This window comes from uncultured Novosphingobium sp., from assembly GCF_964277725.1.
Taxonomy (GTDB): domain Bacteria; phylum Pseudomonadota; class Alphaproteobacteria; order Sphingomonadales; family Sphingomonadaceae; genus Novosphingobium; species Novosphingobium fluoreni.
The window spans coordinates 19,435-37,609 of the sequence record NZ_CAXYKL010000102.1; the positions used below are offsets into that span (position 1 = coordinate 19,435).

At 59.2% G+C, this 18,175-nt stretch carries 13 protein-coding genes and 2 pseudogenes; 9 read left to right on the forward strand and 6 right to left on the reverse strand.

Features of this window, described 5'->3' with window-relative positions; all coding sequences use genetic code 11:
• Positions 1 to 37: 37 nt before the first annotated feature.
• Complete coding sequence (locus ACHWRX_RS06020) at positions 38 to 1,048, reverse strand: zinc-binding dehydrogenase (RefSeq protein ID WP_394658486.1); 1,011 nt, start codon at positions 1,046 to 1,048, stop codon at positions 38 to 40.
• A 322-nt stretch (positions 1,049 to 1,370) separates the two neighbouring features.
• Here ACHWRX_RS06020 and ACHWRX_RS06025 point away from each other — a divergent pair, with 322 nt between their 5' ends.
• The 7 genes and pseudogenes from ACHWRX_RS06025 to ACHWRX_RS06055 all read left to right on the forward strand — a co-directional run bounded on the left by ACHWRX_RS06025 (position 1,371) and on the right by ACHWRX_RS06055 (position 6,743).
• Positions 1,371 to 1,781, forward strand: coding sequence for a nuclear transport factor 2 family protein (locus ACHWRX_RS06025; RefSeq protein ID WP_394658487.1), 411 nt, complete (start codon positions 1,371 to 1,373; stop codon positions 1,779 to 1,781).
• Entirely contained in the window at positions 1,781 to 2,200 is a 420-nt protein-coding gene (locus ACHWRX_RS06030; protein WP_394658488.1) for a hypothetical protein, read from the forward strand. The genes ACHWRX_RS06025 and ACHWRX_RS06030 overlap by 1 nt, the downstream gene beginning before the upstream one ends.
• A 2-nt stretch (positions 2,201 to 2,202) precedes the next feature.
• Positions 2,203 to 2,493: pseudogene (locus ACHWRX_RS06035) on the forward strand (hypothetical protein); the annotation flags it as partial.
• 30 nt (positions 2,494 to 2,523) lie between these two features.
• Positions 2,524 to 3,171: a zinc-binding dehydrogenase gene (locus ACHWRX_RS06040; RefSeq protein ID WP_394658526.1), complete on the forward strand. Its 648-nt coding sequence runs from the start codon at positions 2,524 to 2,526 to the stop codon at positions 3,169 to 3,171.
• A gap of 194 nt (positions 3,172 to 3,365) precedes the next feature.
• Positions 3,366 to 4,319 carry an SDR family NAD(P)-dependent oxidoreductase gene (locus tag ACHWRX_RS06045; RefSeq protein WP_394658489.1) on the forward strand — a complete coding sequence of 318 codons (954 nt, stop codon included), beginning with the start codon at positions 3,366 to 3,368 and terminating at the stop codon, positions 4,317 to 4,319.
• Between the two features lie 313 nt (positions 4,320 to 4,632).
• Positions 4,633 to 5,772, forward strand: coding sequence for an acyl-CoA dehydrogenase family protein (locus ACHWRX_RS06050; RefSeq protein WP_394658490.1), 1,140 nt, complete (start codon positions 4,633 to 4,635; stop codon positions 5,770 to 5,772).
• Positions 5,769 to 6,743: an acyl-CoA dehydrogenase family protein gene (locus ACHWRX_RS06055; RefSeq protein WP_394658491.1), complete on the forward strand. Its 975-nt coding sequence runs from the start codon at positions 5,769 to 5,771 to the stop codon at positions 6,741 to 6,743. The genes ACHWRX_RS06050 and ACHWRX_RS06055 overlap by 4 nt, the downstream gene beginning before the upstream one ends.
• 6 nt (positions 6,744 to 6,749) lie before the next feature.
• Here ACHWRX_RS06055 and ACHWRX_RS06060 read toward each other — a convergent pair whose 3' ends face one another.
• From ACHWRX_RS06060 to ACHWRX_RS06075, 4 genes are all read right to left on the reverse strand, one after another.
• On the reverse strand, positions 6,750 to 7,343 hold the full coding sequence (locus tag ACHWRX_RS06060; protein WP_394658492.1) for a hypothetical protein: 594 nt from the start codon (positions 7,341 to 7,343) through the stop codon (positions 6,750 to 6,752).
• Between the two features lie 141 nt (positions 7,344 to 7,484).
• Entirely contained in the window at positions 7,485 to 8,612 is a 1,128-nt protein-coding gene (locus ACHWRX_RS06065) for an NADH:flavin oxidoreductase/NADH oxidase (RefSeq protein WP_394658493.1), read from the reverse strand.
• A 5-nt stretch (positions 8,613 to 8,617) separates the two neighbouring features.
• The gene (locus ACHWRX_RS06070; protein ID WP_394658494.1) at positions 8,618 to 10,747 is read right to left on the reverse strand and encodes a 3-hydroxyacyl-CoA dehydrogenase NAD-binding domain-containing protein; all 2,130 of its coding nucleotides are present in this window, start codon (positions 10,745 to 10,747) and stop codon (positions 8,618 to 8,620) included.
• Between the two features lie 205 nt (positions 10,748 to 10,952).
• A complete protein-coding gene (locus ACHWRX_RS06075) occupies positions 10,953 to 11,345 on the reverse strand; it encodes a hypothetical protein (RefSeq protein ID WP_394658495.1) in 393 nt (130 codons plus the stop codon).
• A 409-nt stretch (positions 11,346 to 11,754) separates the two neighbouring features.
• On the opposite strand from ACHWRX_RS06075, the gene ACHWRX_RS06080 reads away from it, so the two are divergent.
• Positions 11,755 to 14,130, forward strand: a complete 2,376-nt coding sequence (locus tag ACHWRX_RS06080) for a TonB-dependent receptor (protein WP_394658496.1) — start codon at positions 11,755 to 11,757, stop codon at positions 14,128 to 14,130.
• A gap of 552 nt (positions 14,131 to 14,682) precedes the next feature.
• A pseudogene (locus tag ACHWRX_RS06085) lies at positions 14,683 to 15,913 on the forward strand (acyl-CoA reductase).
• A 108-nt stretch (positions 15,914 to 16,021) separates the two neighbouring features.
• Here the strand turns inward: ACHWRX_RS06085 and ACHWRX_RS06090 are convergent.
• Positions 16,022 to 18,160 carry a TonB-dependent receptor gene (locus ACHWRX_RS06090; protein WP_394658497.1) on the reverse strand — a complete coding sequence of 713 codons (2,139 nt, stop codon included), beginning with the start codon at positions 18,158 to 18,160 and terminating at the stop codon, positions 16,022 to 16,024.
• Positions 18,161 to 18,175: the final 15 nt, after the last annotated feature.

Below are 18,175 nucleotides of genomic sequence, written 5' to 3' on the forward strand. Positions count from 1 at the left end.
GCGTTGTGCCGCCGGCCTCTTTGGTTGTTTTTGAGGCTCAGAACGTCACGACGATCTTTCCGCCGCCGGCGTTGGCATCCATCGTCTGCATCGCCTCCTGCACCTTTTCGATTCCATCATAGACCGTGCCAATCGGAACGGCGAGCTTGCCACTGCCGACCAGCGCCAACAGCCCTTCGATCGCCCGGTTGAAGGCGATCGGCTGTCCCTTCATGCCCATGGCGGCCGAACCGGAATACTGCAGGGTGGAAAAAATGTGCAGCTTGGGCTGCTTGTGGAACCACAACGGCCAACTGATCGTGACGGGGCTTGGATCGAGATAGCCGAACATCAGCCAGTACGCATTCATGGCGCAGGATTTCAAAAGCTCTTCGGTGATCGACCCGCCCACGCAATCATAGACGATATCGGCGCCTTTGCCGCCGGTGATTTCGGCCACTCGCTCGGACAGGCTCTCCTCGGCGGTGGCGACTACGGCGTCGGCACCCAATTCCATCAACCGAGCCCTGCTGGCGCTGCTACGGCTAGTGGCTATAACTTGGGCACCCATAAGCTTGGCCAGCAGTACTGCGCTGTTACCATTGGCACTGGTGGCCCCTGATACCAGCACCGTCATGCCCGGGCGCAGGCCTGCCGCCTCGATCAGTCCCAGCATTTGCGTCAGGTGCGTGAAGATGAAGGACGCCCCTTCCGCATCGCTGAGACAATCGGGAGTATGAACCAGAGCTTCGGCAGCCACAATCGTGTGCTCGGCAAAGTGGGCGTAGGTGAGTGGATGTGGCAGGTTGCTAACGCGATCACCGGGCTTGAACCCGCTGACGCCTTCGCCCACTGCATCGACGATTCCGCAAAATTCCGCTCCGACGCGGCTGGGTAGCGCAGGAGTGAAGAAACCCGCGGTGATCCAAAGGAGATCGGATCGGTTCATCCCGACCGCCTTGGGCTTTACGCGCACCTCGCCCGGACCCGGCTGGGGGATCGGCAGAGTTTCCAAGACGAGCGATTTCGGGCCCTTCGTCTCATGAATGCGCCATGTTCGGCTGGTCATGAATCTTCCTTTCCAGGCAAGCGCGCAGTTCACGCGATGCTGGGGCGTTGTCGCGCAGGCGAATGTGGGGGGCAACAACGCGGGCACACAATTCACGAATATAGTAAAACCAAAGCCCATGCGTTGGAGCGCTTTGCACGCTCGGCCCCAGGACGCATGTTGAGCCAATGCCGATGGGTCCCTGCGCGCAGCCGTGGCCGACCACCGCCGTTCGGGGGAAAAGCGAACTTACCCTTGCCACTCACAGCCGGCCCCACTTTAAAAAAAGTTGTGATGCCTCTGCGATAGGCGCATCGGATCATAAAAAAGCAGGAGAGATACGATGAGCCTGGAACACAACAAAGCCGTGGTCGTCGACTTTTTCGACAAGATCGATCGCGGCGATATTGATGATGCCTTTGCCATGATGACGGATGATGCGACCTGGTGGTTTCCGTCCGACGCGCCGGGGGGCATCACCATGGCAAAGGCGCAGATGTACGCCGCCGTTCAAGCTTTCAGCAAAGTCTTCAAGACCTCGCCCAAACTTGAGCGCGGCCGCATCACCGCTGAAGGTGACCGGGTTTGCCTGGAGCAGGTGTCTCGCGGGGGGGAGACTCATGGTGGGGCGACATATGCCAACGACTATCATCTTCTGATCACCCTGCGTGACGGCAAGGTATGCGAGGTTCGAGAGTATATGAACCCCATGCTGGGAGCGGCGCTCATGGCCGAGATGCAGGCGGCGAACTGATGCCGGAAAATGGCGCCGCGCAGGAGGTGGAGGCGCTGGTCCGCCGCTATATCGAACTTTTTAATGCCGATGACTTCGTCGCGGCGTTCGAGTGTTATCGCATGCCGTTCACGTGGTTGTTCGGCAAGCGAGCCGTTACCGTCAACTCGCGTGACGAATTCCTGGCGATGATGACCGCGACCAAAGCCGCCTTGGTGGCAAGTGGGCTGGGCAGCAGCCGCATCCTCGACATAACCGTACGGATGATGGACGAATACGTGGCGCTTGCAGGGACCGAAGTCGTGCGCAACCGGGCCGATGGAACCGAGATGGAAACGATCGGCGGGACCTATCTCGTTCATGACGACGGGTCAGGCTGGCGTTTTGTGGGCCAAGGCAGCCACTCCCCCGATGCGATCGCGCCTGCGCGGGACTTATGAGTATGGCCACCGGAATCCAGCTGACAGCTGCGCCGGTCGGGATCCCTGCACGCGACGATTTCGACTTTGCTCGATATGACGTGCCTCCTCCGGGGGACGGCGAACTCAGCATTCGGGCGTTGATGGTCTCGGTCGACCCCTACCTGATGATGCCGATCCGCTCGGGCGGCTTTCCCGACGGACGGGTGCGTAGCCGCATCATCGCTCGGGTGGAGACATCGCGGGCGCCTGGTTTTGCCCCCGGGGACCTTGTACTTGGCTTCGCCCGGTGGCAGGATCGAGACTGCGTAGCGGCGGCTGACATGCGACGACTGGATCCCGCCGTGCCGCTCAGCGCGTATCTGGGCATAGCGGGCCATTCCGGCTTCACTGCCATGGTCGGCATGAATCTCCTCGATCCTCAGCCTGGCCAGACAGTGGTTGTCAGTTCCGCTGCGGGCATGGTCGGCCTGGTGGCGTGCCAGCTGGCAAAACGCGCAGGCGCCCGCGTGGTAGCTATCGCCGGTGGCGGCAAGGCGGAACGCGTCGCGCACCTGTACGGGTTGGCGGCAGGCATTGACCATAGTGCCCCCGATTTTCCGGTGTTGTTGGCGTCCGCCTGTCCAAACGGCGTCGACCGCCATTTCGAGAATGTGGGCGCAAAGATACTTGATCCCGTACTCGAACTAGCGAACGATACCGCGCGTATCGCACTGTGTGGCCTGATTCAGCATTACGGCGATGATGGGCCGATCTGCTTGAGCCATTTTCGCAAGATACTGTTGAAGGGGGTCAGCATCCTGCCTTTCAGCATCTACCGCCACGAAGAGGACTATCCGGCGGCGTTGCGCGATCTTGAGGCAATGATACTTTCAGGCGCGCTGCACGCACCGGAAACGATCCACGATGGCTTCGATGCGATACCCGACGCCTTCCTGGCGATGCTGGCTGGTCATGGTATCGGCAAGCATCTTGTGAAGGTGGCCGATTGATCGGGCGGATGGCTTGGCTACATCGAAGGATCGCATTGCGTGAGCCGCCGGGTTCCAAGCGATCCGCCTCGTTGGCGTACTGCAAATCATCGATGTGATCTTCCGGCCGAGCCGGCTGTTTTCACCGTTATGTGTGAGAATAGAGACTAATAGCGTAGGCTATTGCCTGACAATCAAAGGGAAGAGGGACAAACATGACCGTCGATTTCACCGGCAGAACTGTAATCGTGACGGGAGCGGGCGGTGGCCTGGGCCGCGGTTATGCGCTTGATATCGCCCGGCGCGGCGGCAACGTCGTGGTCAACGATCTGGGCGGCAATGTGGTGGGCGACGCCGGTACTTCCGAGATGGCGGACAAGGTGGTGGCGCAAATTCGCGCTGAGGGCGGCAATGCCGTGGCCAACTATGCAAGCGTGGCCACGCGTGAAGGTGCGCAGAGTATAGCGCAGACTGCGCTGGACTCTTTCGGTCGGATCGATGCGCTGATCAACAACGCCGGTAATCTGCGCAACGCGTGGTTTGACGAAGTCAGCGAAGCCGACAGAGATTCCCTGATCTCCACGCATCTGCTCGGCACCTGGAACGTGACGCAGGCCGTGTGGCCCCACATGAAGAAGGCGGGCTATGGGCGCATCGTGTTCACGGCGTCTGCTGTCGCGGCTTTTGGCAACCAGACCCAGGCGGCTTATGGCGCTGCCAAGGGCGGCATCATCGGCTTGATGAATGTCTTGGTCCAGGAGGGGCTGCCACACAACATCTTGTGCAATGGCCTGTTGCCCAACGCCGATAGCCGGATGGGCGAGCAGATGAAGCCCGAGGAGATGGCGCCGGTCTATCCGCACGTCATGAAGATCGGACCGCACACCATCGTGCCCGAATATGTCGTCGCCCCGGTCGTCTACATGGCGAGCGAGGCATGCACCACCACGCATGATCTGTATTCCGTGATGGGCCGGCGCGTCGCCCGCGCGTTTGTGGGTGTCACCGAGGGATGGATTAATTCCGCCGACGCGCCCGCAACGGCGGAAGAGATCGCTGCCAACATCGACACTATTCGCGACCAGACCCGCGGAGTCCATATCCCCGCCAGCTTGATCGACGAATTCCGAATGGTAGGCGAACAAGTGGAAGCAGCAGGCAAGGCCTGAATAACGGTGCCGTCAGTCTGGGCGGTGTACTTGTGGAAGGGCGGCGTGAAGGCGCCGCCCGATCTTCAAAAATATTGCCTGCACGCACCCATCACGGCGAAGTGATTGACCAATCGCCGCGATGGGCGGCCAGCCTCCAGGCCAAGGTACGCCGGACGGCTTCAGCGCATGCGTCAGCGGGCTGAGAGGCGGCTGGCTTGGGCAATCATGGCTGTGATTCCCGGATTCAAGCCCAAGTCGGCGAGCGATTACCCCTGCAAAATTGGCGCGGGTTAAGGCAGACGGGCCGCTCGCCATTACCTGGAGTCTCCTGTTGCAGACGTTCATCGCCAGCCCTGTACCTTGGCCGGACAATGCGACCGCATTGCGTGCAACTGTGCGCGACTTGGTTGCCAGCCATCCCAATCCTGCCGATCCGGCCGACCGTGCGAACAGCTGGTGCGTTGCCGACCCCGCGTTCAGCCGCAAACTAGGAGAAGCGGGCCTGATCGGGATGATCTGGCCCAAAGCCTACGGTGGGCATGAACGGTCGAGCCTCGAGCGCTATGTCGTCCTGGAAGAGCTTCTAGCGGCCGGGGCGCCAGTGGGGGCGCATTGGATGGCCGATCGTCAGCACGGTGGCATGTTGCTTCGCTATGGCACAGAGGATGAACGTCAACGCTGGGTGCCTGGCATGGCGCGCGGCGAGATATATTCGTGCATCGGCCTGTCCGAGCCCAATGCCGGCTCGGATCTGGCATCGGTTCGCACCATGGCGCGGCGTAAAGGTGATCGCTGGATCATCGACGGGCAGAAAGTGTGGACTACGGGCGCGCATTTTTCTCACGTCATGATCGCACTCGTGCGTTCTGAGGAAGGGTCGGAGCGCAACGCAGGTCTCAGCCAGTTCGTCATCCCCATGGATGCGCCGGGCGTCACGGTGAAGCCGATCATCGATCTCACCGGCGGGCACGATTTCAACGAGGTATTCTTCGACAGCGTCGAACTGCCCGAAACCGCTCTGGTCGGAGAAGAGGGGCAGGGCTGGCGCCAGGCGACGGCAGAACTTTCGCTCGAGCGGTCGGGGCCCGAACGCTATCTGTCCTCAACGGCACTGCTGCTGGAATTGATCCGCCATGTCGGGCCGAACGCTTCTTCCGAGGTGCGTGATCTGATCGGCCGCTTGACGGCGGATTTGTGGACGTTGCGGATGATGTCGGCATCTGTAGCCGCAAGACTGGCGGCGGGCGAAGACCCTGCCTTGGAGGCGACGATCGTCAAGGATTTGGGCAACAGCTTCGAACAAGCGATGCCCACCTTGGTGCAGGCCAGCATTGAGCTAGACATGGCCGATCCCGCACCGATCGGTCGCATACTGGGTCATCTGCTTCAGGTTTCGCCCTCCTTCTCGCTGCGTGGCGGCACCAGCGAAATCCTCAAAGGTATCATCGCGCGGGGGCTTGGCCTGAGATGAACGAACAACAAACGATGTTAAGCGACATGGTCGATGGCCTGTTTGCCGAACTGGGCGACAGTGCAACCGTTGCCCAATCGTGGGATAGGGTCCACGAACTGGGACTCGCCTCGTTGCTGCTCGGCGAGGATCAGGACGGCTTTGGTGGAAGCTGGGACGATGCAAGAGTCGTATTCCGTCTTGCAGGCTATCATGCACTGGCACTGCCGGTGGTTGAAGCCGCGCTGGCGCGTCATGTCGCGGCACCGTTGGGCTTGGACGGCCGGGGAACGATCGCCAGCGCAAGTCACGGCGAACTCACCAATGGCTCTTTCACCGGCCGTATCCCCGGCGCCGTCGCTAGCGAGGGGGCGGCATACATCGTCGCTCCGGCTCCGAACGGAGGTGCGCTGATATTGCTTACATCGGATGGCTCATGCGAACCCCATGACAGTCTCGCCGGGGAGGCTCGCGAAGTCTGGACATTCCAAGGCGCGTCAGCCGATCACGCGGAGGCCGACATTTTGCGGCTGGGGGCATTTGCCCGCACCGCTCAGATCGCCGGGGCACTTGATGGCGCGCTGTCGCTGTCTGTTGGCTACGTGAACGAGCGCAAGCAGTTCGACCGGCCTTTGGCCAAGTTCCAGGCCGTGCAACAGAACCTGGCGACCTTCGCCGGCGAGGCTGCTGCCGCAAATTGCGCCGCCGTGGGTGCCGCCCAGGCTTTGGATCGCGGGGAGGGTACCTTCGAGGTCGCCGTTGCCAAGCTGCGCGCCAATCGCGCGGCTGGAACAGGCGCATCCATCGCGCATCAGGCACATGGTGCGATAGGCTTTACGCACGAATACAATCTGCATCCGCTGACGCGCAGGCTGTGGACGTGGCGGTCAGAGTTTGGGGGCGACAGCTTCTGGGCGGCTGTGGTGGGCGCGCACGTGACGACCGCTGGTGCCGAGCGTTTTTGGCCGGACCTGACGGCGCTTACCGATTAAGCGGGGTTATCCCGCGCCATCGGCAAGGGCAGGGCGCGCATAATTGATGCGCGCCATGAACGTCAGTGTGCGCCACTCGTCGCATATTACCTGACGCTGTGAGAGGTAGTCATCAGTATAGGCAATGGAGCGAGTGAAAGCTTGCGCGTGCTCCTGCGTGTCAAACCAAAGCTCCGTCACGGCATCATAATTATAGCCGGGCTGCCGATCGGTCACGATATTCACAACTGCACGTGGACTGCCTTGCGCCATCGTGCCGTGGACCTTCATTAGTTTCTTGGCGAAAGCTTCCATATCGAGCGTGCGGTCACGCTTCAGGAATAGGATCAGGCAATAAGGGCGCATCGGACCCTCCACCACCACATGCTCCTGCGTGGTCAGCGAGAAATGCCGGACATAGCCGTCAAACGTCGCCAACTCGTCGGGTAGCACCAGTTCCAGCACTTCATCGCTTTGCCACGGAATAGATGCGAAGGCGGGATCGACAAGTGTCAGCAGGTTGACGCCATCGTAGTCCAGCGTGGCGCGCGGCACGACCTCTCGGTCATACAGATTGATGCACTGTGCGACTTGGGCAAAACCAGGCCGTATCGAAGGCATGGATCCGGCCAACAGGGAGTGTTGGCGCCAACGGCCGGGAAATTCATCCCGGCTAAGGCGAGGGTTCCGCCGCGCCAGATAGACAACCTTGGTAATCGGCTGACCTGTCATAACCCTCTCCCCATTGTTCGTGATCGGCGTTCAGGCGGTCTTTTCTGCCTCGCCTTCGGTCCACCCGGAAGCATAAGTCGAAAGAGTGCCGCCAAAGCGACGGCGACGTGATGCCATGGGGCCGCGCACATGGACCGGCAGAAGCTCAAAATCAGGATCTTCGCCCAGCTTCTGCGCCGCGTCTATCGCCCAGTTGGGATTGTAAAGCATCTCGCGGCCGAGCGCGATGATGTCAGCTGCGCCTTCCTGCAGGATCGCTTCGGCTTGCTGTGCGTGGATGATGTGGCCCACGGCCATGGTGGTGATGCCCGTGTCGGCGCGCAATTGCCGGGCATAGGGCACCTGATATCCAAACTCATCGGCGTTGACGCCTGGAATATCGCGCATGTCGTCTCTCAGGCCGCCGCTGCTGCAATCGATTACGTCAACACCAAGGGCCTTCAGCTTTGCGACTAGCGGAATGATCTGTTCCAATCCGACGCCCGCCTGATCCTCGCAAGATAGTCTTACGAATAGTGGCTTGTCCTCAGGCATCTGCGCGCGCACCGCTTCAGCCACCTCCAGCATGAGCCGCTGGCGATTTTCCTCGCTGCCGCCGTAGCGGTCGGTGCGCTGGTTCGCGATGGGAGAGAGGAAGGCGTGCAACAGATACCCGTGCGCACCGTGAAGCTCGACAGTGTCGAAGCCGGCCTCCATGGCGCGGCGCGCGGCCGAGGCGAAAGCATCAATCACGCCGGGGATCTCATCCAGTTCCAGCGCTCGCGGCATGATCTTGTCCGGACCATGCTGGATAGCACTGGGTGCGACCGCTTCGTCGGGAACGGTGCTGGAAGCGCTGCGTTTACGACCCGTGTGACCTAACTGGATGCCGATCGCCGCACCGTGGCTATGTGCGAAATCCACAATCGGGCGAAACAGCGGCACTACAGCGTCGTCCCATAGCCCCAGATCGCCGATGGTCCCGCGCCCGCGCCGCTCCACCTTCGTCGATTCCATCATGATCAGGCCCACCCCACCGATGGCGAAGCGGCCGATGTGGACATGGTGCCAAGCCGTGGGCTCGCCCTCGACAGCAGCAGCCTGCAGCATCGGCGCGACAGCGATGCGGTTGCGTAGCGTCAGTCCACGCAAAGTTAGAGGAGAAAACAGTATCGACATAGTATTTAGCGCCTTTTTTCGTGGAGGTGACAGCGGGCGCCTTCAGGCGTCCTTCCCCCTTTGCCTTCCATCGCCAGTCGCTTCAGCAGCTTGCCAGGTGCCCAGCGTGGGCCGTTCCGTTCCGCCGCCGCCACCGCCGCGTCGTAGATCTTGTCCAATCCCACCTGCTCACCCCAGAACATCGGCCCGCCCTTGTGCGAAGGAAAACCGTATCCGTTGACCCAGGCGACATCGATATCGCCGGCGCGCAGCGCCGTACCGTCTTCGATCTCCTTGGCCCCCTCGTTCACCAGGGGCGCGAAAAGGCGGAACTCGATTTCCTCATCGGTGAAAGTGCGCCGCTCAATACCCAGTTCGTTGGCGACATCCTCGATGATCTGCGTGGTTTCGGGATCGGGGGACTTGTCACGCCCTTCGTAACGATAAAAACCTTTGCCGGTTTTCATCCCGCAGCGCCCCTGCTCCACCAGTCGCTCCAGTATCGGAGAGAAACGCTCGCCCGGCGGCAGTTTCTTCAGCCGTTCCTTGCGGACCAACACGCCAATATCGAGGCCGCTCATGTCGCGCATGGAGATCGGCCCCATGGGCATTCCAAATTTCTCGGCGACCCGGTCGATTTGCTCCGGCGTCGCACCTTGCTCCATCAGGAACCCCGCTTCGCCGGTATAATACTGCAGCATCCGGTTGCCGATAAACCCGTCGCAATTGCCGGCCAGCACCACGTTCTTGCCCAGCGTCTTGCCCAGATCCATGACCGTGGCGATGACTTCGTCGGATGTTCGAGCCCCTCGGATGTTTTCCTGGAGCTTCATGACGTTGGCGGGCGAGAAGAAATGAACGCCGATCACATCTTCGGGCCGCTCCGTCACGGCGGCGATCTGATCGATATCAAGCGAGGACGTGTTGGTCGCCAGGATCGCACCCGGCTTCATCACCGCATCCAACCGAGTGAAAATGTCTTTCTTCAAGTCCATCTTCTCGAAAACAGCTTCCACGACAATGTCGGCCTGCGCAAAATCCGCGTAATTTATAGCGGTCGAGATGCGCGCGAGCGCTTCGTCCATTTTGCCTTGCGCCATCGAGCCGCGGCTGACCGAAATCTCGTAGTTCTTGCGGATCGTCGCCATGCCCTTGGCCAAAGCTTCGTCGCTGATGTCGGCCAAGGTCACCGGAATGCCGGCATTGGCAAAAACCATGGCGATGCCGCCGCCCATTGTGCCAGCACCAATCACCGCAGCCGACCGGATCGGCTTTGCAACTGCTTTGAGGCCCGGAACTTTTCGCGCCTCCCGCTCTGCAAAAAAGTAATGCATCAGGGCAGGGCGTTGATCACTGGCGTACAACTCGGCGAATTTTTCCGTCTCGAATGCCAGGCCTTGCGCGGCGGAGCTGCTGCAGGCCGCCTCGACGCAATCGATTATGGCCATGGGCGCGATCTTGCCTCGCGCCTTTTTGCCAACAGTAGCGCGAGCCCGGGCAAATACAGACGGGTCGACGCCGGTAATCTTGTCGTCCCGCTGGGTAACCGGCATGAAGCTACGACCCGAAGCCACCACATCGCGGGCAAACGCCACGGCCCCGGTGCGGGCATCGTCAACCACAGCATCGATCAGGCCCATTTCCAACGCTTTGTCCGCTGAAATGTGCTTGCCGGTCGTCATGATATCGATAGCCGCATCGACCCCAGTCAGGCGTGGAACGCGCTGCGTCCCTCCGGCGCCTGGGAGAATACCCAGATTAACCTCGGGCAAACCGACCTTCGCGGATGCGACTGCGACGCGGGCGTGGCAAGTTAGCGCCAGTTCGAGCCCACCACCCAGCGCCGTCCCGTGGATCGCAGCGATCACTGGTTTGGGAAAGTCTTCCAGGATATTCTGAATGTCCTGGATCGAAGGGCTGGCCTTGCTCTTGTCCGTGCCGAATTCGGTGATGTCGGCGCCGGCGATGAAGGTCTTGCCACCGCCCATGATCACGACGGCGCGGACGGCCTCGTCGCCCCGTGCGCGTTCCAGCGTTTCGGCCAGGCCTGTGCGCACCGCCAAGCTTGCGGTGTTAACAGGTGGATAATCCACCGTCAGCACAGCCACTTCGCCATCGACCTGGTAACTCACCGCGCTCATACGTTCTCCGATCACCCGCACGCTCCCGATCCATGGCGCCAAGTAACGTGTGGAGCGTGGGCAGCAATGCGATAGCGGCAATATCGCCCCGCACCGATGGTGCACAGCGCTCATCGGCCGATCGGACATCATATGGGTAATTTGCCCGTGCAAGCCGTGATGGTTTGTTATCCGAGATGGCTCAACCGCTGTTACCTCGCGGCCGCCTTGGTGATCCAAGCTAACGCGATCCGTGCGATCTTCGCTTGCAGTTGCCTTGAGTGGCCGCCTTCCACTTGTCATGCCATTCCAGCCGATCCCACAGAAGCGGATCGAAGACCCAGCGAAAGCCTGGCCCTTGTGGATCGTCGGCCGCAAGCCGTTGCAGAGAATGGCGCGCGATCCACTCGAGGTAGAACGGATTGGGGCAGGGCTGCGGCGGCGCAAGCCGAAACCGCGCGAGAGCCTCCGCCAATGTGCGATAGACGCGACGGTTGGGTGAGGGTGGAAATCGCATCATCTCGCGCTGATGCTCGATGATCGTATCAAAGAGGATCGCGCCTGCCAGAGCCATGCCATGATGCTGGCCCAAAGGCAGCATCGGCCTCCCACCATAGCTGTGCGCAGCAATCACGGGTGGCCTTGCATTGAGAAAATCCGCCGCCTTTGCCGCCGCTCAAGCCTCGCGCGCATGGGCGGGGTCGTTGGCCGCATCCTGCCAAACCGTGTTAGGGGCGCCTACATGTATTCGTTGGTTAGAAAGGCCACGCTATTTAGCCATGATTGGATAGAGACAAGTTTTGTTGCAGCAAACTGCCAAGCTTCACGATGTTACAAAATTGCCGCGGACTAGCTTTTTTGGTGTTTCTACTTGGCAAATCATAACCATAATCATCCCTCCGCAGCCTCCCTACGGATTGTGGTGCGGGAAGGCTGTGCATAGAGGGCGTGGCAGAAGAGGAAGAGGAAGAGGAACGGGACGCAAAATGCGCCCTGTTCGCTCTACTGTCGTCCTGGTTTGAAAGGTGGAGGATATTTCGCGCATGGACCGTTCCCTTTTATTTTCCGGCGTCAGCGCCATCACCATGCTGGTGTGTGCTCCGGCCGCGTTCGCGCAGGAGGCTACTGCTCAGGACGCTCAGAGTGGGATCAACGACATCGTCGTAACCGCGCGTAAGACGAACGAAAACCTTCAGTCCGTCCCGATCGCGATCACGGCGCTCAGCGGTGATGCGCTGCAAACCAAGACGGTGCAAAGCGTTACCGATCTTCAATTCAACGTACCGGGCCTCGTCAACTTCCCAGAGCCCCAGGGCGGGGCACCCAGCTTCGCTATTCGCGGTACCCGCCAGCAGGGCATCACAGGGTCGCAGGGCGGCGTCGCCGTCTATCTGGGCTATGTTCCGCTCATCTCCAGCGTGCCGATCAAAAACGCCAATTTCGATATGCAGTCGGTTCAGGTGCTGAAGGGTCCGCAGGGCACGTTGTTCGGCAAGAACACCACGGGCGGCGCAATCATCTTCACGCCAAATGCGCCCAGCGATCGGTTCGAGGGGATGGCGACCTCCCAGTATGGCAACTGGAATCGCAAGGACTTCACCGGCATGGTCAACGTGCCGGTTGCAGAGGGTGTGGGCCTGCGTGTCGCTGGGCGCATTGTCGCGCGTGACGGTTGGTTGAAGAATATCGAGCCCGGTCAACGCGATCTGAATAACGAGAAGAACCAGTCCATTCGCGTTTCGCTGCGCTTGCAGCCGACCGACACGCTCACGAACGACACGGTCTTCGATTACTATCATCAGAACGAGCGGGCCAATCAGGCGGGTATTCTGGACGCGACTCTGGGCCTGGATGGCGCTTTGCGTTTCGGCAACGGCAAGACGGTTCGTAATCCCGCCTACGCCTCCTTCGCACCTTGCGACGTGCTGTATTCCGATTGTTCGGCCCAGTTCGCCGAGCAGAATGCGATTGGCTACAAGAAGGTGCGGCGTACCTTCCCCATCTATGTGAAGGGTGACTGGTGGGGCGTTTCCAACACCACCACGCTGGAGCTTGGCTCGGTCACGCTGCGCAATATCTTCGGATACCGCGATGATCATTTGGAAAACAGTGAGGATGACGACGGCACGACCAATCCGGCTCTCGATGGCTTCAACGAGCTGAAGTCAAAGCAGTACACGAACGAGCTAGATATTATTGGCAAGCTGTTCAATGATCGTCTCGATTATACCGTTGGACTCTATTACTCGGATTACAAGGGCGACCAGTTCCTCAACTATATCGCGATTGGCGATTCTCCGACCCGCAACCCGTTTGGTGTCCTGCCGCCGTCTGGGGCGATCTCGCCGAACCTGACGGACAGCATGTATCGGACCAAGAGCTACGCTGCGTTCGGACAGATCAACTACCAGATCGATGACAAGCTGACATTGACGCTGGGCGCGCGCTACACGCATGAGAAGCTCAATTACGCGTTGCAGCAGTTCTCCGGTACGCCGCTGACGTGCACCACGCCGATCTACGCACAGACTGACGCGGCGGGTAATGTCACGGAAGACTACGATGCTGGCCAATGTCGCGTGTTCCGTGACACATCGTTCAACAGCTTCATCTTCAACGGCAGCTTGAACTTCAAGGTCGATACCCGCACGCTTATCTACGTGAACGCGTCGAAGGGCTATCAGGCGGGTGGCTTCAACGCGCAGATCCGGGAGCCGGAATTCCATACCTTCTCACCCGAGACGGTCATGAGCTTCGAGGCGGGCGTCAAGAAAGACTGGTTCCTGTCTGGCACGCCGCTGCGCACGAACCTGGCGCTGTTCTACTCGAAGTACGACAATCAACAGCGCTCCTTGAACGGCTCCTATAGCGACAACCGCTCATGGGTCGCCGTATTCAATGCGGCATCGTCCACCGTATGGGGAGGCGAGATCGAGATGAACGTCAACCCGACTGATCGTCTGCAACTGTCGGGCTTCTATAGCTACGTGAATGCCAAGTACGACACCTTCACGGCACCGATCGTAGGTGGCAGGGTTCCTCAGACCACCGATCTGTCGGGCTTCCCGCTGACATCGACGCCCAAGCACACCCTCAACGCCAGCGCGATCTACACGATCCCCGTGGGTGGAAACGATGGTGGCCTGCGCCTGACCGGATCCTATTACTATCGTTCAGGCGTCAACACCGACGATCTGTACTTCCTGGACGACACCACCAGGATCCCGGGCTACGGCTTGGTGAATGGCCGTATCGATCTGGTAAAGACGCTTCCTTTCGACATCGGCTTCTGGATGAACAACGTGCTGAACAAGAAGTACGTTTTGTTTAAGACACAGCAGCTGGCCAACTATGGCACTGCGCGCGCCGGCTACGGCGAGCCACGCAGCTACGGCCTGCAGGCGACGTATCGCTGGTAACCAGCTAGACGTTGCAGGTCATGTGAAAGACCGTCGTTGCGCCCAAGCGTGACGGCGGTCTTCGCTTTTTTAGATACGCCAAGAAGGGCGATGATGCGCCCGTTCATAGATTGGGGGCAACTCTGTCCTCGCGGCATCTGCTCACAAAACGTGGACGTGGTTCGCCTCCTCATAAATAGTCACGTAGAGCGTGGGGGCTTGGACGGCTAACTCTCCAAATGGCAATATACTTCCACAGGGTGGCGCGGGAGGCTGTTGTTAAAGGAGAGCGATGATGAAAATCGGGTCCCATCTGCCGCCAGCACGGCTTCGCCGTATAACGGATTGGCCACGCGAGCGGGAAATTTTTCCAAGCGACGTCTCCTTCCCGAATGAGGAAGGAGCTATCCAATGACCATCGCGAACAACAAAGGTTTCGGTTCCGATCAGCCTCTGCAACTCGTCCAGCACATCGTGAAAGGCGAACTTGCCGATGGTGCCGAAGAGGTTTATGCGGGCCGGACACCGTTCGCCACACCGAAGATCGACATGGGCAGCCTCGTTTGGTCGCGGATGGAGCCTTGCCCGGCTGCTGATGTAGGCATCACGGAAATTCTCGATATTCTCGAGCGGACGGGCGAGGCTTTACGTGCCGACGTCGACGGCCACATCGCCGTTGCGCTCGACCGAATGACAGGCTCCTGCAGGCTGGAGCGGCGGATCATCGAAAACCTCTACGATGATTTGCCCGCCATGTTTTCGGACAAAGCGGGCATCACCTACATGCTCAAGCGTGAGCTTGGATCGCTGGAGATTCTCGACGGTTGGCAGCGTGAGGTGCTGACGAACGGCAAAGTGATCAAGGTTCGCGCTTTCCCCCCGCGTATCCTGCACGTCCTGGCAGGGAACGTACCCATGGTGGCTGCCGGAGCGATTATCAAAGGCGCGCTTACGAAGGGCGTGCACCTTCTTAAGATGCCGACAAACGACCTGCATACTGCGCCCGCGATCCTGCGTACGATGGTGCGCATGCCATCCGCTCCTGAGATCCTTCACGGCGGTTTATTGGCGCGGTGGAGACGAGCGGGTGGAGGGTGCCATCTGTCGCCCGCAGTATCTCGATAAGATAGCGGCTTGGGGCGGCGAACGCGCGATTACCGGTATCAAAAAGTATGCCGGGCCGGGGCTGGAACTCATCACCTTCGATTTCAAGACGTCGATTTCTTTGATCGGGCACGAGGTGTTTGAGAGCGCAGAAACTTTTGAGGAAGCCGCGGAGCTTGCGGAAATCGATGTTTCCAACTTCGACCAAAGCGCCTGCGTGTGCTCCCGCTTCATCTTCATCGAAGGCAGCGTGAATGATGTCGATCGTTTCTGCGCGGCGCTGCACGGAAACATGCTGAAGGAAGGCGCTATACCGCTGCCAAGTGCGCGCCGGTCCCATCCGCGCTGCGCGAGGAGATCGAGGCTTTCGCGATGCTTGAGCCGGACTATCGCGTTTGGGGTAGGTATGACGGTTCGGGAATTGTGGTGCGTTCCGACGAACCAGTGGAATTTCATCCCGACGGCAAGATCGTCAACGTTGTGCGCGTGGCCAGGCTCGCTGACGCCGTGCGCCACGTCGACCGCAGGTGTCTACCCCTTCGTTCGCAAAGTCGAATTGCGCGATCGGCTGGCAAATGCCGGTGCTCAACGGATCGTCAATCTGGGTATGGCGATGTCATTCGGCACGGGTGCGCCGCATGACGGCTTTTATGCGATGCAACGGTACATGAAGTGGATTAGCGACGAAGGTGAGCCGTGACCGAAGCGGGCATTCCCGCAGATTGTTCCGATAATCTCGGTTGAAAACATAATCTGAAGGTTAGGGTGGAGCCAGCAAGCCGCCACCCTAACCTTCGAAACCTAAGATTTAGAAATCAATACTTGCTTGCAGGCCATACTGCCTCGGCGTTTGTAAAGATTGAAAACCATTGTTTGTATCAAAAGTTACGTTGTCATTGTCAAAGATGTTTTCGACATAAGCGGCGATATTGGCGCGAACTCCGCCAAGGTCGATACCGTTCAAGCCGATACGCGCATTTGCCAAGCTAACCTTCGATGCGGGCCATACCTCACCCGGAAATGCCTTGGGCGAAGTATGATAAGCTGACAGTCGCTTGTAATCAGCATGGATAAAGCCTTCGACGTCTCCCATCACGGGTCTGGCGTAGTCGATACTTGCACCAAGGCTGGTCTTAGGCAGGAATACGATCGCCGTTCGATTACAGCCACCGCATTCGTAGGCGGGTTGCTTGCCATCCATGAGTGCGAGATTGCCCGAAATCGTCAACCCTTCGGTAGGTACGACGGTGGCCTCCGCTTCGAAGCCCCATAGCCGAGTCGTGCCAGGCACATTGACGATGTCCTGTAATGTCGGGTCGTTTGGAGGCGTGACGTTGATCTGCTGATCCGAGACCCAGCTATGATATGCCGCCATATTCAGGCGAAGCCGGCGATCAAACAGTTCACTCTTGAAACCAAGCTCAACCTGCTTGTTGATTTCCGCGCCGAAAGTGGAAAACGTTTCGGATCGGACGGTCGCGCCACCATCCCGGAAGGCCTGAGCATATCGAACATACACGTTGACTGCCGGGGTGAAGTCGTAGGCTACCGTCAAAGCTGGATCGAGACGCGAAACACTGGGGATTTGTCGCAGGATGGGATCTGCGAGGACGGTGCTATTGAAGACCGTACGAACGCCCGACTTGGTTGCTTCGGTATAGCGCAGGCCGGGCGTTACTTTGAGTTTGCCATCGAGCGCACTGGGAGTCCACGTGGCTTGAGCGAAGGCGGCAAAAGTGCTTGAACGAACGCTTTGAAAACGCCGGTCACCCAACGGGATTGGCTGAATACTGTAAGGAGTACGGCCGGGCTCTGCTCGGATCGAGACCAAGTTTTCGCGGCTATCATCCGCTTTTTCCCGGAAGTAGAAGGCGCCAAATACATAGTTGAAATCCCCTGCCGTCCCCAGCAGCTGAACTTCTTGGCTGAATGATTTGCTCTTCACTAGCGACTTTCCGTAAAGGCCGGAAAGAAGTGTGCCCGGAATGTCGTTCGGGAAGAAGGACGGCAGTGCGACGAAGCTCTGCAGGTTGACGCCGCCGTCTTCCTTAACGCCTCGTACCGATGTAATAGATTTGACCGTGACGTAATCTGATACGTCATAAGTCAAAGTGCCGACAACGCCCTTAGCCTTCGATTTGATATATGGCAGAAAGTACGAAAACGGCGTTCTCTTGACATAATTTCCCAACTCAGCCGCTGGCAGGAGCAACGTCGGCGAGTCAAAATGGAAATAAGAGGCGGTCTGTTTAAGGTCGCTGTAATCAGCGGCAACAACGGCTCTGAAAACGTCAGACGGCTCCCAGAGTACTTGGCCGCGAACGCCCCAGCTGTTCTCCTCGCCGAAATTGCGCCGCTGGCTTTTCCTTAAAATCGCGGCAGTCGTCTGATCGTCGGGACCATTTTTCGTGAATCCGTCAGACTTTGTATAATATCCGTCAATCTTCGTGGAAATCGTGCCTAGCTTGGGCGTGTTGATATGGGCGTATACTTTCTTTCGCCCGAAATTGGCAAGTGTTCCGCCAATAGATCCCTCAAATTCTCCGGTAGGCTGCTTCGTCACAATCGAGAGGGCACCACCTTCGGCGTTACGGCCAAACAGCGTTCCCTGGGGACCACGGAGAATTTCCACACGCTCGATGTCCAGGATTTCCGATCCCAGGCCAACGGAACGGGGAATGTAGACACCATCCACGTAGACCGCGACAGGCGCTTCAATCGTAGCCGACGAAGGATCCTGAGTAGAGATACCGCGAATATTGAGCGATAGAGTAGGGCTGCCGACGAACGCCGTGGAGACCAGGCCAGGCACGGCAAGCTTGGTGAAATTGGTAATTGATGTGACGTTCTGCTTTTCCAGATCGGCAGATCCGAAAGCGGTGATCGCGATCGGCACATCTTGAAGGCGTTCTGCTCGCTTTTGGGCCGTCACAACGATGTCTGCCACACCGGTATTGCTTGC